We start from the raw sequence: 25,527 nt of genomic DNA, 5'->3' as shown, positions 1-25,527 counted from the left end.
CTCACCTGATAGAGGAAGAACTAAAGGAGAGCTCTTCTTTCTTTGACGCCTTTATAAAAGCTATCAAAAAACTCAAAGGCTCCTACGCAGTTGCAACCATTACTACCTACGAGCCCGAAAAAATCTTCGTCGCAAGGAAGGATAGCCCTCTCATCATAGGCGTCGGAAACAACGAAAACTTCGTAGCATCTGATATTCCCGCTTTCCTCTCCTATACAAATAAAGCCGTCTTCTTAGACGACTACGAGGTAGCTATCGTTGAAAAAGACTCCTTTAAGGTCTTTGACATTAACGGAAACGAAAAGAAAAAAGAAATCCGCACAATCCCTTGGTCCTTAGCTCAGGCTGAAAAAGCCGGCTACAAGCACTTTATGCTCAAAGAAATTTACGAGCAACCCAGAGCAATAGCAGACACTATAAGCGGCAACCTTTCTTGGTTCAGCGGAAAAGTCCCTCTTGAAGGTATCTCTCCAAAAGAGTTTGATAGAGTCCAAATCGTAGCTTGCGGTACTTCTTACCACGCAGGTCTCATAGGTAAGTTCTACCTTGAAAATTTCTCCCTTATACCTACCGAAGTTGACTTGGCTTCTGAGTATAGGTACAGAAATCCCGTCGTAAACGAGAAAACCCTCTTTATTGCCATAACCCAGTCCGGAGAAACTGCAGATACATTAGCGGCTGTAAGGTTCGCTAAAAGTAAAGGTGCTAAAGTCCTTGCCATCTGTAACGTTATAGGCTCCACCGTAACGAGGGAAGCCCATGAAACCCTCTACACCTACGCCGGCCCCGAAATTAGCGTGGCCTCTACAAAGGCTTTTACAACTCAGGTAGTAACTCTCTTTATGCTCTCTCTGTGGCTTGCAAGAAATAGAAACACCTTAAAGGAAGAAAAAGTAGAGGGACTCCTTCATGAACTCATGGAGCTACCTTCAAAAGTGGAAACTTTCTTAAACGACGAAAGAGAATCTGGAAAGGTCAAGGAAATAGCAGACAGTTTCCACAAGGCAACAAACGCCCTCTACATAGGAAGGCATGTGAACTACCCGATAGCCCTTGAGGGAGCTCTAAAACTCAAAGAGATATCCTACATCCACGCAGAAGGGTATCCGGCTGGAGAGATGAAACACGGTCCTATAGCTCTGATAGATGAAACTATGCCCGTCGTTGTCGTTGCAACGAAAGGAAGGGTTTACGAGAAGATGCTCTCAAATATGGAAGAGGTAAAAGCAAGGAAGGGGAAAGTTATAGCCGTTACAAACTTCACATGTAGAGAAGTCCAAGAAAAGGCAGACGCCTTTATAGAAGTTCCAGAAGTTAACGAGTTTCTCTCTCCTGTTGTAAACATTGTCCCATTGCAGCTTCTTGCCTACTACGTAGCCGATTTCTTGGGTTACGATGTTGACCAGCCAAGAAACTTAGCAAAGAGCGTAACGGTGGAGTAAAGATGAGGGAAACGGCAATCCTTCTCATATCCTGTCCCGATAGGAAAGGAATCCTCGCAAAAGTTACAGGTTTTATAGCCGAAAACGGCGGCAATATTCTCCACGCCGACCAGCACATTGACTTTCAGAAGGAAATCTTCTTTATGAGAATTGAGTGGGACCTGTCTTCTTTCAAAATACCCAAGGAGAAAATAGCAGGAAGCTTTGAGCCTATAGCCAAAGAGTTTGCGATGAACTATCAGCTTCACTTTAGCTCTAAGGTTCAAAACGTTGCAATATTCGTTTCCAAGTACGACCACTGTTTACACGACCTTCTCTACAGGTTCAAAGCTGGAGAACTCAAAGGAAACCTCAAGCTCGTAATAAGTAACCACCCCGATTTAAAAGAGCTCGTTGAAACCTACGGTGTTCCCTTCTACCACTTTCCTAAAACGAAAGAAACCAAGTTAGAAGTGGAGGAAAAGGAGATAGAGCTCCTAAAAAAAGAGAAAATTGACCTCATAATTCTTGCCCGCTACATGCAGATACTCAGCGATAACTTTGTAAACCAGTTCAGGAACAGAATAATAAACATCCATCACTCCTTCCTTCCCGCATTTGTAGGGGCCAAACCTTACCACAGAGCTTACGAAAGGGGAGTAAAGATAATCGGAGCAACAAGTCACTACGTAACGGAAGAACTTGACCAAGGCCCAATAATTGAGCAGGACGTAGTAAGGGTAAGCCACAGGGATACCTTAGAGGATATGATAAGGAAGGGAAGGGACCTTGAAAAAATAGTCCTTGCGAGGGCCGTCAGGTGGCACCTTGAGAACAAGATATTGGTCTACGACAATAAAACTGTAATCTTTGATTAATCTGACAGGGCCCTTTTCATCTTATCTATTATTGGCTTGATTATATGATACTTAGTTTTGAGGCTAGCCCTGTTAACTATTAACCTTGCAGTTGAGTAAAGTATCACGTCAACTTCCCTTAGCCCGTTCTCCCTTAAAGTTGTTCCTGTCTGAACAAGGTCAACGATTCTATCTGCAAGCCCAACTAAGGGAGCAAGCTCCACAGAGCCGTAGAGAGTGATTATTTCAGGATGTATCCCTTTGCTCCTAAAGTATCTATCTGTAATTTTGGGATACTTCGTAGCCACCCTTATGAAGGAGAGCTTTTCTATATCGTAGGGCTCCTTTATGTCTACAGGTTCAGCAACTGAAAGCCTACACTCACCAAAGCCTAAGTTAAGGGGCTCGTAAAGGTCGTAACCTTTCTCCTCTATAACGTCCTTCCCGGCAATGCCGATATCGGCCGTTCCGTAGTAAACGTAAGTTGGAACGTCCATAGGTTTAACCAGTATAAAGCGGAAGTTGTCTTTGACAAAAACGAGTTTACGGGTCTCAGTTAAAACCTCTGAAGCATCAATGCCGGCTTTTATCAGGAAGTTCACTGCATCCTTTAGAAGCCTTCCTTTCGGTAGTGCAAGGGTTATAGTGTCGTACCTCATTTCATCTCCTTTAGTAGGGAAGTTCGCTCTTCTCTCTCCAGATTTCAGCTCCAAGGTTTCTGAGTTTTACCTCAAGTTTTTCGTATCCTCTATCAAGGTGGTAAATTCTATAAACCTCAGTTGTGTTTTCAGCGGCAAGACCTGCTATAACAAGGGAGGCACTTGCTCTAAGGTCGGTTGCGGTTACCTTAGCTCCAACGAGTTTTTCAACTCCCTTAACTACAACGGTGTTTCCGTCAATTGTAAGGTCTGCTCCGAGCCTCTGGAGCTCTAAAACGTGCATAAAACGGTTTTCAAATATGGTCTCTTTTATAACAGAAATTCCATCTGCAAGACACATAGCCGCCATGAACTGAGCCTGCATATCTGTTGGAAAGCCGGGGTAAGGCTGTGTAACGATGTTCGTCCCCTTGAGCCTCTCTTTTTTTACTACGCGAACCTTTTTACCTGAGAGTCTCTCTACTTTAAGTCCAGCCTCCTCAAACTTTTCTATTACGGCGGTGAGAAGGTCAAAGGGAAAGTCCTCTATTTCAACTTCACCGCCGGCAAGGGCAACCGCTGCCAAGAAGGTTCCGGCCTCTATTCTGTCGGGCATTACCGAATACTCTATCTTCCCTATCTCGTCAACTCCGTTTACCTCAATAACGTCCGTACCCTCTCCTTCTATCTCTGCACCGGCGGTTTTTAGAGCTCTCGCAAGGTCAACAATTTCCGGCTCTTTCGCCGCATTTTTTATAACCGTTTTCCCCTTAGCGAGAACTGCAGCCATTAAGGTATTCTCCGTTCCTCCAACGGTAGGGAAGTCAAAGGTTATCTCTGCTCCCTTTAATCTTCCCTTAACTTCAGCGGTAATGTAGCCGTGGTCCACTTTTATATCCGCCCCCATTTTGGAGAGGGCTTTAAGGTGAAGGTTCACAGGACGAACGCCTATTGCACACCCTCCGGGAAGAGAAACCTTTGCTTTTCTGTATTTTGCAAGGAGAGGGCCAAGGCATAGGATAGATGCTCTCATCGTCCTTACAAGTTCGTAGGGAGCTTCTGTTTTTATGGAGTTTTCCGCCGTAACAAGAACCTCTGAGCGTTCCTTTCTTACGTTAAATCCCATTTGAGTTAGCAGTTTACAGCTTGTATCTACGTCCCTTAGATCGGGAACGTTTTTAAGGTGGAGCTCTCCAGAAAGGATAGAGGCAAAGATAATTGGTAGTGATGCATTCTTTGACCCAGAAACTTTTACTTTTCCCCTTAGCTCCTTACCACCTTTTATTACAAACTTTTCCATTTTCTCCCCGTTAAACTATTTTAGTGCTGACACTACCCTTTCTTTCCCAGAAAGATCCCTATGGAATTTGACGTCCCTAAAGCCAGAGGCTTCAAGCAGTTCTTTTACAGCCTCCGCCTGTCCCTTTCCGACCTCAAGGGCTATTAAACCACCACTTTTGAGTTTTTCGTAGGCCTGAGGAATTAACTTTCTAATGACCTCAAGGCCGTCTTTCCCGCCAAAGAGAGCAACGGCAGGCTCAAACTTCCTAACGCTCTCCTCAAGTCGCCTATCTCCTATTGGCACGTAAGGAGGATTTGAAACAACAACGTCAACCGGAGGTTCTACACCTTTAAGAAGGTCTGTCTTAATGAATTCAACCTCACGACAGCCGTGAATTCTACGGTTTTTCTCGGCAACTTTTATGGCTATTGAGGAAATATCCGTTCCTATGTAACGGTGTTTATTTTTCAGGAGCTTACAGAGGGTAATAATTATGCAGCCGCTTCCAGTTCCAACATCAACAATTATTTTCCCTTCCTTACCTTCAAGGTAATCAAGGACGACATCTACTAAGAGCTCCGTCTCAGGCCTTGGTATTAATACTCCCCTCTCTACCCTAAAGGTAAAACCGTAAAACTCCTTCTTCCCCGTTATGTAGGCAACAGGCTCTCCTTTAGCTCTCCTGACAATTAGCTTCCTGTAACTTTCAACTTCCTCTTCAGTTAAAGGCCTATCAAACTCCGTATAGAGCTTTACTCTATCGCTGAATCCCAAGGAGTGGGCTAAAAGGAGCTCTGCATCAAGGCGGGCGGTTTTAATACCTCTTTCTTTTAAAATTTCCGTAGCTCTTTTAACAAGCGTTCCAACAGTCCATTTCATAGATTGGAATTATATGAAACCCTCCCCAAAAAGGGGAGGGAAAAGAAGCGGTTAGAAGAAGTAAAGGACGCTTCCTTGGAAGCGGTTGACTGTACCATCAGCACTTATGAAGTCGTAGTCGGTCTTAACCCTCAGGTACTCCATCATAAAGCCAAGGGATGGAGTAAGCTTGTAAAGGCCGTTTGCGTAGTACATTGTGTTCTTTGTCCTTGCCTTTTTATAGACATCGCTACCGTACTTAAAGTCGTCGTTGTCCGGGTCGTCAACACCGTAACCGACGTGGAAGAGCCACTGAGAAGTTGGCTTGAGGGTAACCTCTATCCACCCTCCTTTAGCATCTATCTCTCTTGCATCGGTCGGCTTGTCGTCCTTCACGTCGGCAAGTTTTGTATAAAGCCCCTGAGAGTCTACGTAGAGAACACCCTGACCGATTCCTCCCGTGTACCAGCCGGCCAAGTTCCTTCCAGCCCATATTTTTCCCGAAATCGTCAGCCAGCCGGCAGGTGAAATAGCTCCCTCAAAACCGTAGGAGTAGGTGTCAAGGTACTTGTCCCCTCCGGCAAGGTCAATCTGCATCTTTCCGTAGTGGCCTATAACTCCAAGGTGAAGCTTTACTCCCTCAAGGTCAAAGTCGTAAACGAACCTTCCCTGAACGTCCGGAGTACCCGAGTCAGAACCGGTGTCTATGTAAGGTTTAAGAGGATCGTTCCAAGGATCACCCCAGACCTTGTCAAGGGCAACTTGGGTTGTGAACTTACCGGACTCCGTCTTGAAGAGCTTTGTAAACCTAATTTGTGGAATGCGGTAACCGATGTTACCCATCAGAGCTCCAGAAGGGAAGTTTGAAAGGTGCGGATAGAGCTGAGTAAGGAGCATCCAGTCCATACCAGCCCTAATGTTCCAGTCTTCTTTTCCGAACTGAACCCAAGCTTTTCTTACCCTTATGCCCTCTTTGTTGGGGTCGTTGCTACCGGAAAGGTCTCCGTAGAAGTCAAATTCAAGGTTTCCAACTATCTTGTAGTCACCTTCTTCCGTCTTTATCAGGAATCCAAACCTACTGTGCTTGAAGTTAAGGTTGAAGTCGTCATCGTTGGAGGAAGAAGTTTCTGGAAGGACGAAGAGGATGTAGTCCTTTCCTACAGCTTTTGAATCGGAGTAGGCAGCGTCAATCTTGAAGAAGCCGTAAAAGTCAACGGACTTCCCGGACTTACTCTTGAAGGAAGGAGCTCCCTTCGCCGTAGCTCCACCTTTTAGGAGTCTAATCTCTTCCTTCAGTCTCCTGTTTTCCTCCTTTACCTGCTGGAGCTCGATCCTCATCTGTTCAATCATCTGACGGAGCTGTTCAACCTCGTAGTCCGTTACGGCAAGTGCCGGAAGAGAAGATGAAAGGATAAAAGCCGTTCCGAGTAGCAGAGCTCTCCTCATTCCAACCTCCCTCTCTATGAGAACTTTTTTACCCTCACAGCCTTTCCTTCGCTCCTTGGAATTTCTCCCTTTTTCTTGAGCGTTACATTCACGTGAAGTCCTAAGAGACTGTAAATTTCCTCTTCTATACGCTCCCTAAGGTATTCGTCCTGTCTGCTGGACTCAATCACAACTTCAACGACGTCTTTACCTTCAACTTTTCCGATGATTATCTGGTAGTTTGGCAGGATCTCTGGATACTTCATTATCACTTCTTCTATCTGGCGGGGATAGAAACAGACCCCTTTAACTTTGAGCATATCGTCGGTTCTTCCCTTTATCCTATCAAGGCGTAAGTGGGTTCTACCGCAGTCGCACCTTTCACGGGAAAGGATTCTTGTTATATCCCTCGTTCTGTATCTGATGAGTGGGAGGCCTTCCCGGGTAAGAGTTGTAACCACAAGCTCCCCTTCCTCTCCATCCGGCACTCTCTTTCCGGTTTCAGGATCAATAATTTCAACTATGTAATGGTCTTCCCAAACGTGGATACCGCAGTGAGCTTTACAGTCTATTCCTAAGCCAACGCCTCCAGTTTCAGTCATTCCGATTATGTCAAAGGTCTCTATTCCCATCTCTCTTTCTATGTAGCGACGCATCTCGTCGCTCCAGACCTCAGCGCCAAAAATACCTACCCTCAGCTCCGTTTCATTAAAGTCAAAGCCTTCTTCTTTAGCGACCTCAATGAGGCGAAGGGGGTAAGAGGCTATCGCGGCAATTGCCGTCGTCTTAAAGTCCTTCATAAACTTGAGCTGTAAAAGGGTTCTTCCCGGACCAATCGGGACGACGAAACAGCCGATTTTTTCCGCCCCGTAGTGGAATCCAAAACCTCCGTTGAAAAGGCCAAAAGATGGCGTAATCTGGAGAACATCCTTATAGGTCAAGCCGGCAGCGGAAAGACACCTTGCCATTATCTCTCCCCACTGCTCCACGTCAGAAGGGGTATAGGGATTCACCACAGGAGTTCCCGTCGTTCCAGAGGACATGTGAAACCTTACAAACTCCCACTGCTCCCCGCAGGCAAGGCCGAAAGGATAGTTCTCCCTAAGTTCTTCCTTTGTCAGGAAAGGCAGGCTCTTCAAGTCGTCAAGGCTTTTAATGTCCTCCGGCTCCACTTTGCCAAGCTTTTCCCAGTACTTCTTGTTTTTTTCTTTTATCCTCCCCAGCGTCTTCTTTAGCCTTTCAAGCTGAATTCTCTCAAGAACCTCCCGGTCAAGCGTTTCCAGCCTCCTCTGAAACATCTTTACCCCTCACAGATTTACACTGTTCTTAAAGTAACATTTTGGTATTTTATACAATAATCTCTACAACAGCGAGGAGGTCGGGGCATGTCTCTGAAAGAAAAGGACTTTATGCCAAAAGAAGAACTCAGAGCTCTCCAGCTAAAAAGACTCCAAGAAACAGTAGAAAGGGCATACCACTTAGTCCCCTTTTACAGGAAAAAGTTTGACGAGGCAGGCGTAAAGCCTTCAGACATTCGCTCCCTTGAGGACCTCAAAAAACTGCCCTTTACGACCAAGCAGGACTTAAGGAACCACTATCCCTTTGGCCTCTTTGCCGTCCCGATGGACAGGGTAGTAAGGATACACTCCTCCTCAGGAACTACCGGAAAGCCAACCGTTGTAGGCTACACCCGCCACGATATGGCCGTCTGGACAGAAGTTATGGCCAGAACTCTCCTAATGGCCGACGTTAGTGAAAAGGACATTGTCCACAACGCTTACGGTTACGGGCTTTTCACGGGAGGCTTAGGATTCCACTACGGGGCAGAAGCCCTTGGAGCTGCCGTTGTCCCTGCAAGCGGTGGGTTTACAAAGAGACAGCTGATGCTCATGAAGGACTTTGGAGCAACAATCCTCTGCTGTACTCCCTCCTTTGCCCTTCACTTGGCGGAGGTTGCAAAAGAAGAAGGTTACGACCTTAAGAAGGACTTCAAGTTAAGGGCGGGATTCTTTGGAGCAGAACCAGCATCTCCGGGCTTAAGGAAGGCCGTGGCAGAGAGCTGGGGAATCCAGTACGTTGAGGCCTACGGACTCTCTGAGATTATCGGTCCCGGCGTTGCAGCAAGCTGTGAGTACGGCTCTCTCCACGTCTTTGAGGACCACTTCATTCCAGAGGTTATAGACCCAGAAACGGGAGAAGTCCTACCCGACGGTGAAGAGGGAGAGCTCGTTATTACGACGCTCACCAAACAGGCACTCCCCATGATTCGCTACAGAACGAAAGACATCACAGTAATTCACAGAGAGCCGTGCAAGTGCGGAAGGACAATAGTATGGATTGAGAGCATCAAGGGAAGGGCGGATGACATGTTAATTGTTAACGGCGTTAACGTCTTTCCGTCCCAAGTTGAGCACGTCATTACGAAGGTTGAAGGCGTTACTCCAAACTACGTGATTGTCGTTGATAAGAAGGGCGTCCTTGACAAGCTGGAGGTATGGGTTGAGGTTGACGAGAAAATGCTCACCGACGGAGTAGGCACCTTAGAGAGACTCCAGAAGAAGCTGGAGGAGGAGCTTCTTAACCACCTCTACATAAACGCTAAAGTGAAGCTGGTTGAACCAAAGACCCTTGAAAGGAGTATGGGCAAAGCGAAAAGAATCGTTGACAGGAGAGAACTAAGCTCTTAGGGGGGAGAAAAATGACTAAATACGCAGTGAAACAACTATCTGTTTTCTTAGAAAACAGGAGGGGAAGGCTTGCAGATGTAGCAAAGGTGCTTGCCGAAGCTGGAATAAACATAAGAGCTCTCTTTCTCGCAGATTCTTCCGAGTTCGGAATTTTAAGGCTCGTAGTAAACAATCCAGAAAAGGCCAAGGCCGTCCTAATCTCCAAAGGATTTGCTGCAAACGAAACAGATGTCTTTGCAGTTGAAGTAGAGGATAAGCCGGGAGGCTTTTACAGTGTTATTAAAATCCTCGCCGAGAACGGCATAGACGTTGAGTACACCTACGCCTATGCAGGTGCATCACACACGGCAATTCTCTTCTTCAAGGTAAAGAACGAGGACTTTTCAAAAGCCCTAAAGCTCCTTGAGGAAAGCGGGCACAAGCTAATAGAGGCCGCCAAATTCTACGAGTAGGGGGGATAGGGATGGACTTTTTAATGGCAATCCTGCCGATACTTGTTGTCCTTGTTGGAATGCTCCTCTTCTCCCGCTCAGGAGTCTTTATGTCGGTAGTGGGCTGGATTTTCGCCGCCATTACAGCGTGGCTCTACTTTAAGACTCCCTTAAGCGTCGTAATCGGCGCAAGCGTTTACGGGATAGTTAAGGCCTTTGCGATTACGTTCGCCGTTGCCTTTACGATGCTGATGATATTCATAATGAAAGAGGCCGGAGCTCTCCAAGAAATCGTCAAAACCGTTCGCTCCATCACAAAAGACAAAATCCAACAGACCCTTTTCATCGGAATGGGATTTGGTTCTCTGGCAACCTCCCTCGGAGTTGTAACGCCTGCCCTTTTCCCGCCTGTATTTGTTGCCCTTGGATTTACGCCACTTGCAGCGGTAGCTATCTCTATCCTCTGTTACGACCCCCTTACCTCCTTTGCGCTGTTATCCATTCCTATTACGCTCCCTGCACGGGTAGCGTGGGGACCTTTCGGCATCAGACCTCCCGGAGTTGAGAACGCAGACCAGTTTATCTGGTCCTTTACGCAGAACATAACCATCTTCCTGCCGGTCGTTTCCGTAGGCTTTGCCTTTATGATGCTCTACTTCGTTGGGAAGTGGGAAGCAATAAGGAAACACTGGCTCGGAGCAACCGTTGCAGGGCTCGTCCTATCCATAACTGCCTTACTTCTCTCGTTTACAAAAATTGTTCCCGTTGAAGTAATCGGTATCCTCGCAGGCTTTACGACGATGCTCGTCTCCTACTTCATGTACAAGAAGAACGGCGAAGAAAAGGTAAAGTTAGACGGTAGCTTTCTAAGAGCAGCTTCTCCGTGGATTCTCCTGTTTATCTTCTCACTCATAACGAACTATCCACCTGTTAAGAAGTTTTTGGCAGGGCTTCCCGGCAATGCAGAGGTTATTCACATAGTCGGTGGAAAGAAAATAGACCTAAACATCTTTGCCCACGTTTACTTCTGGATTCTCGTGGCGGTAGTTGTCTCTCTCCCAATACTGAAACCTACAGGTGAAGAGCTTAAAAGGGCGTTTAACACGTGGGTAAAAAGGGTCTGGGGACCATTTATAGCTTACTCCCTCTTCTTCGCAGTTGCCTTTATAATGGCTTGGTCTGGGATGGAAATCGTTAATGGAAAGCTAACGCCCGGAGCAAACTTTGCTTCAATGAATATGGACATCATTATAGGAAAGACTCTCGCAAACCTTTTCGGAAGCCTATACCCCCTAATTGCTCCCTTCTTGGGACTCCTTGGAGCGTTTGTCGGCGGAAGTGAGACTGCTTCTAACGTTCTCTTTGCCAAGATTCAGTACGGTGCAGTAGCCTCAACAATTGGAGCTTCTGCCTTCATGGCCGTTTACGGAGCTCACGCCGTAGCAGGCGGAATCGCCAGCGCCATAACCCCCTCAAAGATTACAAACGCCGCTGCCCTTGTTGGACTTAAAGGAAAAGACGAAAGCCAGCTCCTTAAAACCCTCATCCTTCCCGTTCTTGCCCTAACGCTCTTCGTTGGAATCATGCTCCAGATAATCGTTACCCTAAGCAAGTAGAAGGTGGGCTTCCTGCCCACCTTTTTTATTTTGTCTACCTTCTAACCTGCCTTCTGATTGCAACAATCATCTGGTAAGTAAGAAAAGTAACTGCTATAGAGTAGAGAGTGTGTAAGAATTTTTCGCTTGGCACTTGACTGCTTTTGAAAAAGTTGAAGATGTTTAGCGTCTGTGCAAACTCCTCTAAAAACACTTTGAGGGAAAGTTGCCAACTTTCTGGATTAAAAGAAAAACAAGGTAAAAACTTGTTGAAAACTATAAAGCCTGATAAAGCAAAGATTATACTTATCTCCCATAAGCAGATATATAAGAGCCAAGTTAAAAGCATTGAAAACAGCTCTTTGAAAGTAGAAAGTTTTTTCCATTCTAAAGTAGAAAAATTTCTCCATTCTTCGGATATCACTAACAAAGGTGATAAAAACAAAGCAATGAAAATGTATGACTTTAAGAAGTAAAGAAATTCACTGAAAAAGGAACTAGGAGCAAGTTTAGCTCCCATTTCTCCAGTGGTCAGCAGTATTATCAGAAGCAGAGGTTTTAACCAGCTCTGGCCAAAGTCAGAGGCAAACTTATGAATTGAAAAAACAAGCTTCTTCTGTAAAGGCAACAATTTCTTTCGTAGAGCTCTTTCATAGGCTTTCATTTCAAGAGAATAAAACTCATTAGCGTTTATATAGTCTTTCTGATTATCTAGCGCCAGCTTCAACTGCCTATAAACGTCCCTTGCCTTTTCAGGTGATTTTTCAAACAATTCACGACATATTCTTTTCTCAGAAATTTTTCCCCAGTTAACATTTATAAACTCCACCTTTGTTAAAGAACTGTCTTCTATCTTTATTTGTTTCGCCTCAGAAAAGTTACAGTTTATAAGTTCCATACCCTTTAATCTTGAATTCTCTATTTCTATACTTGGTTCTATTAATTCTCCTTGTTCACAATTTTCTCTATCTGTCTTCACTAACTTTATGTTAAAAAAACAAAAGTTATCGCTTGAGTTATTCACATTCTTCAACACTAACTTGGCTATCCGCGAATCCCTTATCTCCACATAGCTATCCTTTGACAGACGAATGTCATCAAACATCAATGCTAAGCCCTCAGCCTTTACATATGCCTCCGTTAAACTCAATCTCCAAAAAACGACACCACGTTCAAAAGTTACATCCCAAAAGCTAACAACATCTTGAAATTTTATATCTCTAAATTCAACTTCACTATTAAATAATGTCCTAATAAAAAGAGCTTTACCCTTAAAAACTATCTCAATAAATTCAGTTAAATCCTTAAAAACACTCCTAGAGAAGTCAACCTCATTTTGAAAAACAATCTTCTCAAAAACAGCTTCTTCTTGGAAATTTACTCTCTTAAATTCAGCCTTATCCAGAAAAATTGCACCAAAAAACTTTGAGCTCTTACTAAATAGCAAAGGTTCTCCTTCATACCAAAAATTAAAGGAACGCCTTGAAAAATATAAATGAGGTTTTTCCCTACTTATTTTCAAGTCCTTAGAAACTTCAGGAATATAGAACTTAGGAAATATAAAATATCTAAAATCATAATCATAGGAACATAAACCATGACTCTTGAGAAGATTATTCAAATTAAAGCGAACCAACTTCCTTTCCTTTTCCAAATCTTCCACAGTAAACTCTACCCCTTCACATCCCAACAAGCTCTCCCATACAAAATCAACAGCAAACCTATACGCCCTTACCCTCCTCCAGAACTCATCAACTAAATTTTCATTCCATTTTATTTCTATTTTTTCCTTAAAATCTTTACCCTTCCTTAATGTTTCATCTCTTTTTTTCTTCCATTCTTTATACTCCTCTACATTTTCCATCCACACCTCATTCTCTTTCTCACAATGGAAAATGCAGGTATCAAACTTCCTCAGTTCTTCTTCTGTCAAATCTTCCAAATTCTGGCCATCCTTTAGAAAAACAGCAACAGGCTCTATTACATTTCTCTTTAACTTACGACAAACTTTACACTCTCTAAACTCTCTCCCTTCTTCCCCGTCCAAGTAGACTACCCTCCACCCCATCCCTAAATTCCGGAAATCCTCAGTATTCAGTTATTAGCAGTCAACCTTACAAAGTCAAAGTCTTGAAGCTACACTATACCCCTTATTTAAAGCATCTATGTTGGCATCTGCGAACTTCGGATTCAGTTCAACGATTGCTTTTTCAAGCTCCTCTTTTGAGAAAGGAAAGCCCTCAACAACTTTTAAGGCATAACCAAGAATAAAGACGTTTAAGGATTTTGGGTTTATTTCCCCCTTTACCGCCAGCTCTGAAGCATTAACGGTAAAAAGTTTAAAGCCTTCTATCTTAGGGAAAGCGTCTTCTATGTTTGTAACGATGTAACCGTTAGGTTTAAGGTAGCTAAGAAACCTTAGGGTCTCAGTCGGATATAGACCTAAGAGTAAATCGGCCTGCCCCTCCCCTACAAGTGGAGCTCTAAAGTTCCCTATCTTCAGGTAAGAGATAACCGTTCCACCTTTTTGAGCCATACCGTGAGTTTCCGTCCCTATAAAATCAATCCCCTTATTTAGAGCACACTGGGCAAGGAGTTTTACTAAGAAAATTGTTCCCTGTCCGCCAACTCCTGTTAGAACAATTTGGTATCTCATCTCTTATCCTCCACGAAAGCGTCAAATGGACAGAGGTCTGAAAGGCAAACACCACAACCTACGCAGAAGTACGGGTCAACCTCCACCTTTCCTTCCTCGTTCCACCTAAAGGCGGGACATCCAAACTCCCTTATGCAGTGACCACAGCCGGTACATTTATCTTGGTCAACCTTGGCAAATTTACCGGGGAGTTTAACCCTCTCCTTGTCAAAGGTGCAGAACTCGTTAACCACTGCTACAACAGGACCGTTTGCCTTTTCGTAAGTTTCCTTGACTTTCCTAAAAAACTCAAGGGTGGACTTTATTGTGCCGTCGTAGTTAAGTATTAACGGCTTAACTCCACAACCTTCAACAATCTTTGGGATACTGACGTTTCCTATCCTTTCAGGTGTTGGCTGAAGTCCCGTCATTGCGACGGTGCTGTTATCCATTATGACGAGGATAAAGCGGTGCTTGTTAGCAACCGCATCTATCAGAGGGGGAATTCCAGCGTGGAGGAAGGTTGAATCGCCCACCGTTGCAACGATTGGCTTTTCAGTGTCAGACTTTGAAAATCCACAGGCAAGGCCAACAGAAGCTCCCATACAGAGAACAGTATCAACGGCTTTCTGATTTAGCCCAAGTGTATAACAACCAATGTCAGAAGGATAAATAGCCTTGTTACCAAAGACCCTTTTCATGGCGTAGAAGACAGTCCTGTGGGGGCAACCGGGACAGAGAGAGGGAGCTCTCGGTGGGAGCTCCTTATCGTATTTCTTGCCAACGTAAACGTTCTTTTTAAGATAACCGAGCTTTTGAAGGCTTTCTGCTACCCTCTCATGGGTTGCTTCATCTATCTCAAAAACGTCTCCAGTTAACTTTCCTTTAACGTTTCCAAGGTGCTTTATCTGCTCCTCAATGAGGGGATAGGTCTCCTCAAAAACAACTACAGTAGAGTAAGAGGAAATCACCTCTTTCAACCTGTCAACGGGAAGGGGAGTTGGCATATCAACCTTCAGAACGTCTGCCTTCAATCCGGTGTCCTCTAAGACCTCAAGGACGTAGGCATAAGGAGTGCCAGAGGCAACTATGAGGAGCTCTTCTCCCTTTAACTTCTCAATCTGAGGTTTTAAAAACTCTTCATAGTTAAACTCTGAAATTTCTCTCAGCTTCCTTAAAAGTTCGTATCCCTGCTTCAGACGGGGATTCCTCGGGACAGCAGCCCACCTTTCTATATCCCTCTCAAAACTTCCTTTTTTGGCTTTAAACTCAAAATCTGGAATCTCAACAATCTGCCTTCCGTGGCAGACCCTCAGGACGGGTCTAAGTAACACAGGTATCTCAAACTTCTCAGAGAGATTTACGCCGACAACTGCCAACCTGAAAGCGTCCTGAGGACTTGAAGGGTCAAGAGCTGGAATTCTTGCAAACTTAGCAAAATAACGGGAATCCTGCTCCGTTTGAGAGCTGTAAAAGCCGGGGTCGTCGGCAGATATTATGAGGAATCCTCCCCTGTTACCGATGTAGGCGCTGCTCATCATGGCATCTGAAGCGACGTTAAGCCCAACCATCTTCATTCCGCAGGCAGCCCTCTTTCCAGTAATAGCTGCGGCGTAAGCTACCTCATAGGCAACCTTTTCATTTGTAGACCACTCAGCATAGGCAGGTAGGTTCATTTGCTTTATGAGCTTCTGGTAGGTCTCAAGGATTTCAGAACTTGGCGTTCCGGGATAGGCAGCCATAAAATCAACACCTGCATAAAGCAGTCCCCAAGCAATTGCCTCGTTACCGAGAAGGGTCTTTTTCATTTTCACCCCGTCAAACGATTATTTCTACCTTCAGCGTATTTTAACATTGCTTTAGCTTCTCGTTTGCTATATCTTTGATTAAAAGGTCTATCACAAGAGAAGGAAAGATGGAAGAAGTAGGAAAGGTTCTTATCTACACGGGTGTTTTTCTCGTCATCACGGGCGTTGTCATAATGGCTGTCTCAAAGTGGAACATTCCAATAGGAAAACTACCGGGAGACATTTACATAAAGAAGGATAATTTCGCTTTCTACTTTCCCTTGGGGACAAGCCTTCTCATAAGCTTAGCGTTTTCACTGTTCTCCTTCCTCCTTTTCCTTCTGATGAGGAAACAATGAAGAAGCTCATCATTTTCCTCCTTGCAGTTCTCTTTCCCCTCAGTGGATACGGTAAAACAGTTTCAAAAATTGAAATAGTAGGCCTTAAATGGACCAAAAAAGCTCTCGTTAGAAAGGAGCTCCTAATACACGAAGGTGAGGAGTTTTCTAAGGAGAAGTTAAAGAAATCAATAAGGAACCTCCTCAACACCCACCTCTTTTACAAAGTTGTGCCTGAGATAAAGGAAGTTGACGGGAAAGTAGTAATAAAGCTCCGCTTTAAGGAGAGGTTTCCGATTGTCCCAATTCCGCGTGTGAGGTTAAAGGCTGACGGAACCTACAAGGCCGGAATGGAGGTAAGAGATTACAACCTATTTGGAATGGGACACAGGCTCTACGTAGGGTATACCCGCTGGTTCGGAACTGATAATCACTGGAAAAATGCCTTCATCTACACAAAACTCTACAGAATCATAGAAAACGACATAGACTTAAACGCCGGCATCTCTTGGGCTAAGGGTGAGGACATAGAATACGTAGAAGACAACAAAGTGCTCGGTAAGTATAACCTCAGAATGGTTAGCATTCCCATATCCCTAACTTCCTACTTGGACCCTGAGAAAGTCAAGCAAATAATCGTCGGAATCAGGCCTACATTCAGCCACTACTCAGAGTTCGTTTCTGACAGAAGGTTCTACTACTTAACTTTCGGATTAGTCTTTGATAGGACAAGCGATATGGTCTACTACATAAAGGGAAGTAGAGCCTACATATACGGAGAAGTTGCAGAACCGACAACCTCTTCCGTCTTTACGGGAGCACTATTCTTCCACTGGGAAAACAACATTCACGTAAATTACGTTGACACATACTCCTGCAGTTTCTCCGCAGGGACAAAGGTAGGGTATTCGGAAGGATTTTTCGTAAACTCCGGCATACCGGGTTACAAAAGCGAGAAAACTATAAACAAACGTTTCCTTAGGTGGAACTTCTCTTTAAAGAAGGCCATAGTAGGTAAGAGCGTCTTTCTACGGCCGAATTTAACCGTCGGCGACGCCTTTAAAAGTAGGCCGGATGACCTCTTAATTGCTCCCGGTTTTGAACTTACGGCCTTTTGGGCCAAACTCGCTGATGGTATTATTAGTCTCAAATTTTCTAAGGGTATAGGAAAGGGAAGTGATACCCAAACAAACTTTAGATTTGACTTTAGGTGGTAGGAATGAGGGTTTCGGTTGCACAGGTTTACCCAAAGCTTGGAGACGTAGAGGCAAATATTGAGAAAACGGTAGCCTTTGTAAAAGAGGCGATAAGGGAAAAATCCTCCCTCTGCATCTTCCCAGAACTTAGCCTTACAGGATACACCCTACAGGATTTAACCTTTGAAGTGGCAATGACCCGTGAAGACGAGAGGTTAATTCCCCTTTTAGAGCTCAGTAGGGAAATAGGAATAATCGTTGGACTTATTGAGGAAACAGAAGAGAACCTCTTCTTTAACTCTGCCTTCTACATGAAGGACGGCAAAATAGTTCACGTTCACAGGAAAGTTTACCTTCCAACCTACGGAATGTTTGACGAAGCAAGGTTTACAGGAGCAGGGAACAAGGTTGAAACTTTCTCCTCACCAGTTGGAAAGGGGTGCATACTCATATGTGAGGACCTCTGGCACTTTTCAACGGTTTATTTAGCCTTTATTCAGGGAGCAAAACACATCTTTGCACTATCTGCCAGCCCCGGTAGAGGGTACAGGGAAGAGGGAATGTTCGGTAACGCTGAAGTCTGGATGAACATGGGGGAGTTCTACTCCCGAATGACGGGCAGTTACTTTTTCTTTGTTAACAGGGTCGGGACAGAAGACGGTTTTGTCTTCTCTGGAAAATCCTTCGTTGCAGACCCTTACGGTAACATCGTTGCAGAAGGGTCTCCTTTTGAGGAGGAACTCATCACCGTTGAAATCAAGGAGTCTTTAATTCGCTCTGCGAGGATAAACCTTCCACTTTTAAGGGATGAAAAGCCAGAAATGGTCATGAACAACCTCAGGAGAATACTCGGATGAGGGAGAAAATTGCAGAGCTCCTTTCAATAAAAGACAAAGAGTTCATCAAAAAGGTCCTTGTCCAGTTCATAAGGCAGGAGTTTCACAAGGCCGGCTTTAAAAAGGCAGTTATAGGCATCTCCGGAGGCGTAGATTCAGCTCTATCTGCATTCTTAGGCGTTTTAGCCCTCGGCAAGGAAAACGTTATCGGCATTTCCATGCCCTATAGAACCAGCGCAAAGGAGTCAGTTGAGGACGCAAGGCTCGTTGCAAAGACCCTTGGTATTGAGTTCCACGAGATAGACATTACCTCTCAGGTAGATGCCTACTACAGCAACTTCCCCGACGCAGACAACATCAGGCGCGGCAATAAGATGGCAAGGGAGAGGATGAGCATCCTCTACGACTTTGCCCACTGGAAGGGAGCTTTAGTCCTTGGAACAAGCAACAAGAGCGAGCTCCTCATTGGCTACTCAACTCGCTGGGGCGACGGCGCTCACGATATCAACCCCTTAGGAGACCTCTATAAAACTCAAGTTTGGGAAATGGCCGCTTACGTTGGAGTCCCGGAAAGAATTGTTAAGAAAAAGCCGTCAGCAGACCTCTGGCCGGGACAGACGGATGAAGGGGAAATAGGACTTTCCTACCGTCTCCTTGACGAGATTTTGGTGGCTTACGTGGAGCTCCGCCTCAGGAAAGAAGAGATAGTAGCCTTAGGCTACGAGGAAAAGGTTGTGGACAAAGTTTTAAAAATGGTAAGAACCTCCCAGTATAAGAGGAGACTTCCAATAATCTGTAAAATTGCCCAGAGAACGGTAGATAAAGACTTCCTCTACCTTAGAGACTGGGGGCTGTAAATGCTTCTGGACTTTAAAGAGCTTGGAATCTTCGGAGCTAAAGAGCTCAAGAAAAAAGGCGCAGACTACGGAGACCTTTTCTTTGAGAAGAGGTTCACTTTTACCGCCAAGTGTGAGGACAACAGGATTGAAAACATCTCCTCTGGCTTAGAAGCTGGAGTTGGCATTCGCTACATTAAGAACTTCAAAACCTACTACGGGTTCACAAACGAGCTTTCAGAGGAATCTATCAGAAGAGTTATAGAGAGCTTAGCAGCTGCCGCTGACGCCGAAAAAGAGGTTGTCCTTGACTTTAACACGAGAGAGCCTCGCTACAGCAACTTAGTTAGCGGGATGGACTTTGAAGTTCCTGTGGAGAAGAAAATTGACCTGCTCCTTCGCGCCAACGACGTTGCCCGTTCCCACGGCGACAGGATTAAACAGGTAACTGTTGTCTTAAGAGACCAACTTCAAGAAGTAACAATCGTTAATACAAACGGCGATATTGTTGAAGATGTAAGGCCAAGAATTGTTTTCTATACCCTCGTTGTAGCCTCAGACGGGAACGTCCTCCAGACGGGCTATGAGCCAGTTGGTCACCTTGGAGACTACTCAATATTTGAAAAGTACCCACCAGAGGAGATAGCTAAACAGGCGGCGGAGAGAGCTCTAAGGATGCTCTCCGCAAAGCCAGCACCGGCCGGGAAGTTTACCGTTGTAATTTCCTCAAAGGCCGGCGGAACGATGATACACGAGGCCGTTGGCCACGGCCTTGAAGCAGACCTTGCAAATCAGGGACTATCAGTATACTCAGGAAAAATCGGTGAAAAAGTGGCCTCTGAGCTCATCACGGTTATTGATGATGGTAGTATGGCTGGAATGTACGGGAGCTCCGGCTACGACGATGAGGGAACTCCTACCCGCAAAAATGTCCTCATAGAAAACGGTGTTCTTAAAAGCTTCATGTACGACCTCACTGAGGCTATGAAGAGCGGCGAGTTCTCAACCGGGAACGGAAGGAGACAGTCCTACATGCACGTTCCAATCCCGAGGATGACAAACACCTACATAGCCCCGGGAGACACCGACCCAGAAGAAATAATAAGGGACACAAAAAAAGGCATACTCGTCGTAAAAATGGGAGGCGGTCAAGTAAATACGGTAAACGGGGACTTTATCTTTGAAGTGTCAGAGGGCTACCTCATTGAAAACGGCGAAGTTACAGAGCCCATAAGGGGTGTTTCGCTGATAGGTAACGGTCCTGAGGTTCTCCGTCAGATAGACGCTGTCGGTAACGACTTAGGATTCTCCATTGGAACGTGCGGAAAAGATGGACAAGGCGTTCCGGTTTCTGATGGACTCCCCACGATTAGAATTCCAGAAATTACGGTGGGAGGAACGAAATGAAACTCTTAGCCATAAAAAACATTGAAATAGAAGGACTTGGAAACTTTAAAAAGAGCTTTGAGAGGAGGGGAGTTGAGATAACAGAAATTAACGCCTTTAATGGGGAAGAGGCCAGAGAGGAGGACTTTGACATACTCCTTATTTTAGGCGGCCCAATGGGAGTTTACGAAGAGGACAAGTACCCCTTCCTCTCCTACGAGAAAGAGCTCATAAAGAAGTTCTACAGCTCAGGAAAGAAGGTTCTTGGAGTGTGTTTGGGAGCCCAGCTCATAGCGAGCGCTTTCGGTGCAAAGGTCTACAAGGGCAAGTGGGGGAAAGAAATAGGCTGGGACTTTATCTACCCTCAGGACCAGCTTGAAGTGATATACCAGAGCGAGATTGAGGTCTTCCACTGGCATGGGGATACCTTTGACCTTCCAGAAGGTGCTGTAAGAATGGCCTCCTCCGTAAAGTACAGGAATCAAGCCTTTAGGATAGGAAACCAAGTTGTTGGCCTCCAGTTCCACTTGGAAGTTACTCAGGAAGACGTGGAAAAGTGGATAGAGGCCTATAGAGAAGAACTCAAGGAGGAGGGGATAGACACAGGCATCGTCAGGGGAACTGAGGAAAAGTGGAAGAGGTTAGAACTCTACTGCGATGTCTTCGTTAACTACTTCCTAAAACTTTAGGAAATTCTTCTTAAGGGTGCAGCGGCTTAATAGCTTCAATCGTAACTTACAATACTTGACATTATGCTTGATTCTAATAAGATAATTATTCCGACAGCAAACTTTAAGAAGAGAGGTATCAAATGGCGAGAAGGCTACTCATTGCCGCTGCACTCCTTTTGGCCGTTTCTTCCTGCGGTAGCGAAGAGTCATCGCTTGAACCGCTCAAAGTGAAAACTGTAACGGGAGTTAAAACGGCAACCGTTCAGTCAACCACCGTAGAAGAAAAGGAAACGTTCTCCGGAACTGTAATTCCCGACCAAGAAATATTTATCTCCCCCAAGGTCGTAGGTTATCTCATAGAAGTAAAAGCTACTCCCGGAAAGAAAGTAAAGAAGGGAGAGGTTCTCGCCGTTATTGACAGCAGCGATATAAGGCCGGACGTTGAAAAGGCAAAAGCCGGTATTAAAGAGATAGAGGCCGCCCTTAAAGAGATTTCCCAAGCTATGGAAGAAGTTAGAGCTCACAGGAGAGCTGCCGAGGCAAATCTACTCTTAGCCGAGAAAACTTACAGAAGGTTTGAAGAGCTCTTAAAGGCCGATGCCGTTTCAAAGCAGAAGTTTGATGAAGTTAAAACCCAGTATGAGGCTGCAAAGGCAAACCTTGAAGCCGTAAAGGCCAAAGAGGCCCAGCTTAAAGAAAGGGAAAAGGCACTCCTTGCAAAGAAAGAACAGATAGAGGCGGACCTTAAAAAAGCAAGCGCCTACCTCTCCTACACCTACCTAAAGTCACCGGTTGACGGTGTTGTCCTCCAGAAGCTCGTTGACAGCGGCAATCTGGTCTCACCCCAGACTCCTGTATTTAAAATAGGGACATACCCTCTAAAGGTTAGAGCTTTTATAGATAACACTTATGCGGGTAAAATCCACGTAGGTGACAAAGTAACTGTAAAAGTAAAAGGACTAAAGCTTGTAGGAACGGTATCGGAGGTTGACAGGAGCTCCGACCCCGTTTCCCACAAGTTCGGAGTAAAAGTTACTCTCCCCGAAGCTCCAAATGTAATACCCGGAACTTACGCAGTTATTGAATTTCCTATATCCTCAAGAAAAGAGATATCAATCCCTGCCTCTGCAGTTTACAGAGTAGGCTCCCTTGAGTACGTCTTTGTTATAGAGAACGGCACTGCCCACCTAAGGCTCATAAAGACAGGAAAGAGGAAAGGGGATAGGGTCACCGTTATTTCGGGACTTCACGAAGGAGAGACAATAGCTGTTTCCGGCGTAAGTAAACTCTGCGACGGAGCAAAGGTAGAGGGGTAAGAAATGAAAAACGTTCAGCTTGGAATAGCGGGAAACATAACCAAAAAGTTCATAACCTCTAAGCTTACGCCTCTCTTCTTGCTGGCATCAATACTCATAGGACTTGCTGCTATCGTCCTCACTCCCAAGGAAGAGGAACCCCAGATAGTCGTCCCTATGGTTGATATCTTCATTCCTTATCCGGGAGCTTCTGCAAAAGAGGTTGAAAGGAAAGTTACGACGGAGTTTGAAAAGCTGATTTGGGAAATAAAGGGAATGGACTACGTTTACTCCGTGTCCAAGCCGGGAATGGCGCTGATAGTTGCAAGGTTTAAAGTCGGCGAGGACATGGAGGACTCCCTTGTAAAACTCTACAACAAGCTAATGTCAAACATGGACAAGCTCCCGCCGGGAGCTCTCCAACCTCTCGTTAAACCGATGGACATAAACGACGTTCCGATAGTCGCCTTAACTCTCTGGAGCGAAAAGAGGACTCCCTACGAGCTAAGGCAGATAGCAAAGGAGCTCTGCTTACAGCTCAAGCAGGTAGAAGACGTTTCAAAGACGTGGATAATCGGCGGCGATACTAAGAGGTATAAGGTTTTAATAGACAAGAACAAGCTCAAGAGCTACCATCTCTCCCTCCTTCAGGTAGTTCAGGCCATAAGGTCTGCTAACCAGAAACTCCCAGCCGGAAAGGTTGTTGAAGATAACACTGAATTCCCCGTTGAAGCGGGAGAGTTCATAAAAACGATAGACGACCTTAAAAACGTCGTCGTTGCCGTTTACAGGGGCAAACCTGTTTACCTAAAGGACGTTGCGACCGTTACAGATGCCCCAATTGACCCTGAGAACTACGTCTTCATAGGTTTTGGTCCAAACGCCGAGAAAAAAGGAGTAAGCAGGGAATTTATAGAAAAGCACGGCAACCAGTTCCCGGCAGTTACAATAGCAATTGCTAAGAAGAAAGGAACAAACGCTGTTGTAGTTGCCAAGGAAATACTTAAAAAGCTTGAAGAAATAAAGCCCAAAATACTTCCAAAAGACGTCCACGTTACCGTTACGAGGAACTACGGTAAAACCGCTCAGGACAAGTTTGACGAGCTAATGTTCCACTTAGGAGTGGCTATTTTCGCAGTTGTTATATTCATAGGCTTAACCCTTGGAGTAAAAGAGGCCTTCGTTGTATCCATCGCAATTCCGACAACCTTAGCACTAACTCTCTTTATTGACCTCTTAACAGGCTACACCCTCAACCGCGTTACCCTCTTTGCCCTAATATTCACCTTAGGTCTCCTTGTTGACGATGCAATCGTAGTAGTTGAGAATATCCATAGGCACCTCAAGCTAAAAGAGAGGCCCCCACTTCAGGCGGCTATATACGCCGTAGCAGAGGTTGGTAACCCGACAATCCTCGCGACCTTTACCGTTATAGCTGCCCTCCTGCCGATGGCATTCGTCAGCGGCCTCATGGGTCCCTACATGAGGCCAATTCCAGTTAACGCCTCAATTGCAATGTTCTTCTCCCTCATAGTCGCATTCGTAATTTCCCCTTGGGCTGCTTACTACCTCCTAAAGAAAGAGGCTGAAGAAGAAGAGGAAAAGTTTGACCTAAAGAAGAGCTTCACCTACAGGGCTTACAACAAAATTGTAAGGCCCCTCCTTGAGTCCGCTTGGAAGAGGTGGGCTTTCCTCTCTGCCGTCCTCCTCATGATGGTAGGAGCCGTTTCAATGTTCTACACAAAGACAGTTATCGTTAAGCTCCTCCCCTTTGACAACAAGAGCGAGTTCCAAGTAGTCGTAGATATGCCTGAAGGTACTTCACTTGAAGAAACTGCAAGGGTAGTAAAAGCTATTACAGAGTACCTCTCTAGCATCCCAGAGGTTACAGACTACGAAGCCTATATAGGAACGGCATCTCCCTTTGACTTTAACGGACTTGTAAGACACTACTACCTAAGGCAAGGCGGAAACGTTGCAGATATAAGGGTTAACCTCATAGATAAGCACGAGAGGAAGCGTCAGTCCCACGACATTGCAAAAGAAGAAAGGCCTAAGATTCAAGAGGTAGCTAAAGCAGTCAACCCTGAAGCTAACATTAAAATCGTTGAAGTTCCTCCGGGTCCTCCGGTTCTCTCAACCCTTGTCGCAGAAATCTACGGAAAAGACGATGAGGTTAGGAGAAGGATAGCCCTGCAGATTGCCGAAGTATTCAGGAAGACGGAAGGTGTAGTTGACGTTGACACCCTCGTTGACGCCGACTACTACAAGTACGAGGTGAAAATAAACAGGCGTAAAGCAAGGGAGTCCGGCGTAACAGAGGAACAGATTACCAAGACTATCAGCATTGCCCTTCAAGGAGCTCCAGTTAGCGTTGCCCATACAGACCTTGACTCAGACCCAGTCAAGATATTCGTGAGGCTTCCAAGGGAGCAAAGGGAAAAAATTGAGGACATCCTCAGCCTCTCTGTAATGAACAGGCAGGGTAAACTCATTCCTTTAAGGGAGCTCGTAGAGATAGTTAAAGTTCCAGCGGATAAAACTATCTACCACAAGAACCTCCACCCCGTTTCCTACGTAATTGGAGACGTGGCAGGAAAATACGAAGCTCCAATCTACCCGATACTGGCAATTAACAAGTACCTTTCAGAGAATCCGCTCCCCGAAGGCTACAAGATAGACTACACCTTCATTCCACCGTCCATGCCAAAAGACGACTTTAAGCCAATGATGAAGTGGGACGGAGAGTGGCAGATTACGTATGAGACCTTCAGGGATATGGGAGCTGCCTTTGCAGTTGCCCTAATCCTTATTTACCTCCTTATCGTTGGTCAGTTCCAGTCCTTCGTAATTCCGATGATAATCATGGTTCCAATTCCGCTAACCATGATAGGAATTGTCCCCGGCCACTGGATAATGACAAAGCTCCTTGGAAAGACAACCTACTTTACAGCTACATCAATGATAGGGTTTATAGCTCTCGCAGGTATAGTTGTTAGGAACTCCATTATCTTGGTTGACTTTATCCTGATGAAGAAAAAAGAGGGAGCTCCGTTAAAAGAGTCCATCATAGAGGCCGGTGCAGTTAGGTTTAGACCAATAGTCCTCACAGCAGCTGCAGCAATGGTCGGCGCAGCGGTTATCCTCCTTGACCCGATATTCCAAGGACTTGCAATTTCCCTCCTCTTTGGCGTCTTTGCCTCAACAACGCTAACCCTTGTAGTAATTCCGGTTATCTACTACATGATTGAGAAAAAGCGGTGGAACGAACAGCAAAACTAAACCAAAGCCCCCTGCCTTTGCTGGGGGCTTTTCATCTCTTTGTGATATAATGAACTGCAGCAGGTAACTTA

The 25,527-nt window shown here is 45.3% G+C and carries 21 protein-coding genes; 13 read left to right on the top strand and 8 right to left on the bottom strand.

Annotated features, from left to right (window positions below; genetic code table 11):
* The coding region (gene glmS, locus CLV27_RS04275; RefSeq protein ID WP_132526162.1) for a glutamine--fructose-6-phosphate transaminase (isomerizing) at window positions 1–1,442 on the top strand (1,442 nt) is incomplete at its 5' end.
* A 2-nt stretch (window positions 1,443–1,444) separates the two neighbouring features.
* Window positions 1,445–2,299, top strand: a complete 855-nt coding sequence (purU, locus tag CLV27_RS04270) for a formyltetrahydrofolate deformylase (RefSeq protein WP_132526160.1) — start codon at window positions 1,445–1,447, stop codon at window positions 2,297–2,299.
* On the opposite strand, the gene hisG is transcribed toward purU, so the two are convergent.
* The 5 genes from hisG to CLV27_RS04245 are packed head-to-tail and all read right to left on the bottom strand — an operon-like array spanning window position 2,296 to window position 7,779.
* Window positions 2,296–2,937 (bottom strand): ATP phosphoribosyltransferase, encoded by a 642-nt coding sequence (gene hisG, locus CLV27_RS04265; protein WP_132526158.1) that lies wholly within the window; start codon window positions 2,935–2,937, stop codon window positions 2,296–2,298. The genes purU and hisG overlap by 4 nt on opposite strands.
* A 10-nt stretch (window positions 2,938–2,947) precedes the next feature.
* Window positions 2,948–4,216 (bottom strand): UDP-N-acetylglucosamine 1-carboxyvinyltransferase, encoded by a 1,269-nt coding sequence (gene murA, locus CLV27_RS04260; protein ID WP_132526156.1) that lies wholly within the window; start codon window positions 4,214–4,216, stop codon window positions 2,948–2,950.
* A gap of 15 nt (window positions 4,217–4,231) precedes the next feature.
* Window positions 4,232–5,077, bottom strand: coding sequence for a peptide chain release factor N(5)-glutamine methyltransferase (gene prmC / locus CLV27_RS04255; RefSeq protein ID WP_132526154.1), 846 nt, complete (start codon window positions 5,075–5,077; stop codon window positions 4,232–4,234).
* A gap of 51 nt (window positions 5,078–5,128) precedes the next feature.
* A complete protein-coding gene (locus tag CLV27_RS04250) occupies window positions 5,129–6,502 on the bottom strand; it encodes a DcaP family trimeric outer membrane transporter (protein ID WP_132526152.1) in 1,374 nt (457 codons plus the stop codon).
* A gap of 14 nt (window positions 6,503–6,516) precedes the next feature.
* On the bottom strand, window positions 6,517–7,779 hold the full coding sequence (locus CLV27_RS04245) for a phenylacetate--CoA ligase family protein (protein WP_132526150.1): 1,263 nt from the start codon (window positions 7,777–7,779) through the stop codon (window positions 6,517–6,519).
* A gap of 87 nt (window positions 7,780–7,866) precedes the next feature.
* Here CLV27_RS04245 and CLV27_RS04240 point away from each other — a divergent pair, with 87 nt between their 5' ends.
* Genes CLV27_RS04240 through CLV27_RS04230 form a run of 3 tightly spaced genes read left to right on the top strand, consistent with a single transcriptional unit; the run spans window position 7,867 to window position 11,215 of the window.
* Entirely contained in the window at window positions 7,867–9,168 is a 1,302-nt protein-coding gene (locus CLV27_RS04240) for a phenylacetate--CoA ligase family protein (protein ID WP_132526148.1), read from the top strand.
* Window positions 9,169–9,179: 11 nt separating this feature from the next.
* A complete protein-coding gene (locus CLV27_RS04235) occupies window positions 9,180–9,620 on the top strand; it encodes an ACT domain-containing protein (protein ID WP_132526146.1) in 441 nt (146 codons plus the stop codon).
* A gap of 11 nt (window positions 9,621–9,631) precedes the next feature.
* Window positions 9,632–11,215 carry an L-lactate permease gene (locus CLV27_RS04230; RefSeq protein ID WP_132526144.1) on the top strand — a complete coding sequence of 528 codons (1,584 nt, stop codon included), beginning with the start codon at window positions 9,632–9,634 and terminating at the stop codon, window positions 11,213–11,215.
* A gap of 34 nt (window positions 11,216–11,249) precedes the next feature.
* Here CLV27_RS04230 and CLV27_RS04225 read toward each other — a convergent pair whose 3' ends face one another.
* From CLV27_RS04225 to CLV27_RS04215, 3 genes are all read right to left on the bottom strand, one after another.
* Complete coding sequence (locus CLV27_RS04225) at window positions 11,250–13,241, bottom strand: pentapeptide repeat-containing protein (protein ID WP_132526142.1); 1,992 nt, start codon at window positions 13,239–13,241, stop codon at window positions 11,250–11,252.
* Window positions 13,242–13,316: 75 nt separating this feature from the next.
* On the bottom strand, window positions 13,317–13,850 hold the full coding sequence (locus CLV27_RS04220) for a 2-oxoacid:acceptor oxidoreductase family protein (protein WP_132526140.1): 534 nt from the start codon (window positions 13,848–13,850) through the stop codon (window positions 13,317–13,319).
* Window positions 13,847–15,637 (bottom strand): thiamine pyrophosphate-dependent enzyme, encoded by a 1,791-nt coding sequence (locus tag CLV27_RS04215; protein ID WP_132526138.1) that lies wholly within the window; start codon window positions 15,635–15,637, stop codon window positions 13,847–13,849. Before CLV27_RS04215 ends, CLV27_RS04220 begins: the two co-directional genes overlap by 4 nt.
* 107 nt (window positions 15,638–15,744) lie before the next feature.
* On the opposite strand from CLV27_RS04215, the gene CLV27_RS04210 reads away from it, so the two are divergent.
* The 8 genes from CLV27_RS04210 (at window position 15,745) to CLV27_RS04175 (ending at window position 25,456) form a co-directional block, all read left to right on the top strand.
* On the top strand, window positions 15,745–15,975 hold the full coding sequence (locus CLV27_RS04210; RefSeq protein ID WP_132526136.1) for a DUF2905 domain-containing protein: 231 nt from the start codon (window positions 15,745–15,747) through the stop codon (window positions 15,973–15,975).
* Window positions 15,972–17,171, top strand: coding sequence for a POTRA domain-containing protein (locus CLV27_RS04205; RefSeq protein ID WP_132526134.1), 1,200 nt, complete (start codon window positions 15,972–15,974; stop codon window positions 17,169–17,171). The genes CLV27_RS04210 and CLV27_RS04205 overlap by 4 nt, the downstream gene beginning before the upstream one ends.
* A gap of 2 nt (window positions 17,172–17,173) precedes the next feature.
* The gene (locus tag CLV27_RS04200; protein ID WP_132526132.1) at window positions 17,174–18,007 is read left to right on the top strand and encodes a nitrilase-related carbon-nitrogen hydrolase; all 834 of its coding nucleotides are present in this window, start codon (window positions 17,174–17,176) and stop codon (window positions 18,005–18,007) included.
* Window positions 18,004–18,843 carry an NAD+ synthase gene (locus tag CLV27_RS04195; RefSeq protein ID WP_132526130.1) on the top strand — a complete coding sequence of 280 codons (840 nt, stop codon included), beginning with the start codon at window positions 18,004–18,006 and terminating at the stop codon, window positions 18,841–18,843. Before CLV27_RS04200 ends, CLV27_RS04195 begins: the two co-directional genes overlap by 4 nt.
* Window positions 18,844–20,229 (top strand): TldD/PmbA family protein, encoded by a 1,386-nt coding sequence (locus CLV27_RS04190; RefSeq protein WP_132526128.1) that lies wholly within the window; start codon window positions 18,844–18,846, stop codon window positions 20,227–20,229.
* The gene (locus CLV27_RS04185; RefSeq protein WP_132526126.1) at window positions 20,226–20,897 is read left to right on the top strand and encodes a glutamine amidotransferase-related protein; all 672 of its coding nucleotides are present in this window, start codon (window positions 20,226–20,228) and stop codon (window positions 20,895–20,897) included. Before CLV27_RS04190 ends, CLV27_RS04185 begins: the two co-directional genes overlap by 4 nt.
* 122 nt (window positions 20,898–21,019) lie before the next feature.
* Window positions 21,020–22,195 carry an efflux RND transporter periplasmic adaptor subunit gene (locus tag CLV27_RS04180; protein WP_132526124.1) on the top strand — a complete coding sequence of 392 codons (1,176 nt, stop codon included), beginning with the start codon at window positions 21,020–21,022 and terminating at the stop codon, window positions 22,193–22,195.
* Window positions 22,196–22,198: 3 nt separating this feature from the next.
* Complete coding sequence (locus CLV27_RS04175; protein WP_132526122.1) at window positions 22,199–25,456, top strand: efflux RND transporter permease subunit; 3,258 nt, start codon at window positions 22,199–22,201, stop codon at window positions 25,454–25,456.
* Window positions 25,457–25,527 lie beyond the last annotated feature (71 nt).

Origin of the sequence: Phorcysia thermohydrogeniphila (assembly GCF_004339575.1) — a bacterium.
Taxonomy (GTDB): Bacteria; Aquificota; Aquificia; order Desulfurobacteriales; family Desulfurobacteriaceae; genus Phorcysia; species Phorcysia thermohydrogeniphila.
Note: the sequence above shows the minus strand (reverse complement) of the source record. Positions and strands in the feature narration are given on the sequence as shown.

Coding starts and splice junctions, on each gene's coding strand:
- prmC (WP_132526154.1), bottom strand. CDS start 5,077: ATGAAATGGACTGTTGGAACGCTTGTTAAAAGAGCTACGGAAATTTTA.
- CLV27_RS04240 (WP_132526148.1), top strand. CDS start 7,867: ATGTCTCTGAAAGAAAAGGACTTTATGCCAAAAGAAGAACTCAGAGCT.
- CLV27_RS04215 (WP_132526138.1), bottom strand. CDS start 15,637: ATGAAAAAGACCCTTCTCGGTAACGAGGCAATTGCTTGGGGACTGCTT.
- CLV27_RS04210 (WP_132526136.1), top strand. CDS start 15,745: ATGGAAGAAGTAGGAAAGGTTCTTATCTACACGGGTGTTTTTCTCGTC.
- CLV27_RS04185 (WP_132526126.1), top strand. CDS start 20,226: ATGAAACTCTTAGCCATAAAAAACATTGAAATAGAAGGACTTGGAAAC.
- hisG (WP_132526158.1), bottom strand. CDS start 2,937: ATGAGGTACGACACTATAACCCTTGCACTACCGAAAGGAAGGCTTCTA.
- CLV27_RS04220 (WP_132526140.1), bottom strand. CDS start 13,850: ATGAGATACCAAATTGTTCTAACAGGAGTTGGCGGACAGGGAACAATT.
- purU (WP_132526160.1), top strand. CDS start 1,445: ATGAGGGAAACGGCAATCCTTCTCATATCCTGTCCCGATAGGAAAGGA.
- CLV27_RS04250 (WP_132526152.1), bottom strand. CDS start 6,502: ATGAGGAGAGCTCTGCTACTCGGAACGGCTTTTATCCTTTCATCTTCT.
- murA (WP_132526156.1), bottom strand. CDS start 4,216: ATGGAAAAGTTTGTAATAAAAGGTGGTAAGGAGCTAAGGGGAAAAGTA.
- CLV27_RS04195 (WP_132526130.1), top strand. CDS start 18,004: ATGAGGGAGAAAATTGCAGAGCTCCTTTCAATAAAAGACAAAGAGTTC.
- CLV27_RS04245 (WP_132526150.1), bottom strand. CDS start 7,779: ATGTTTCAGAGGAGGCTGGAAACGCTTGACCGGGAGGTTCTTGAGAGA.
- CLV27_RS04200 (WP_132526132.1), top strand. CDS start 17,174: ATGAGGGTTTCGGTTGCACAGGTTTACCCAAAGCTTGGAGACGTAGAG.
- CLV27_RS04190 (WP_132526128.1), top strand. CDS start 18,844: ATGCTTCTGGACTTTAAAGAGCTTGGAATCTTCGGAGCTAAAGAGCTC.
- CLV27_RS04180 (WP_132526124.1), top strand. CDS start 21,020: ATGGCGAGAAGGCTACTCATTGCCGCTGCACTCCTTTTGGCCGTTTCT.
- CLV27_RS04230 (WP_132526144.1), top strand. CDS start 9,632: ATGGACTTTTTAATGGCAATCCTGCCGATACTTGTTGTCCTTGTTGGA.
- CLV27_RS04205 (WP_132526134.1), top strand. CDS start 15,972: ATGAAGAAGCTCATCATTTTCCTCCTTGCAGTTCTCTTTCCCCTCAGT.
- CLV27_RS04175 (WP_132526122.1), top strand. CDS start 22,199: ATGAAAAACGTTCAGCTTGGAATAGCGGGAAACATAACCAAAAAGTTC.
- CLV27_RS04235 (WP_132526146.1), top strand. CDS start 9,180: ATGACTAAATACGCAGTGAAACAACTATCTGTTTTCTTAGAAAACAGG.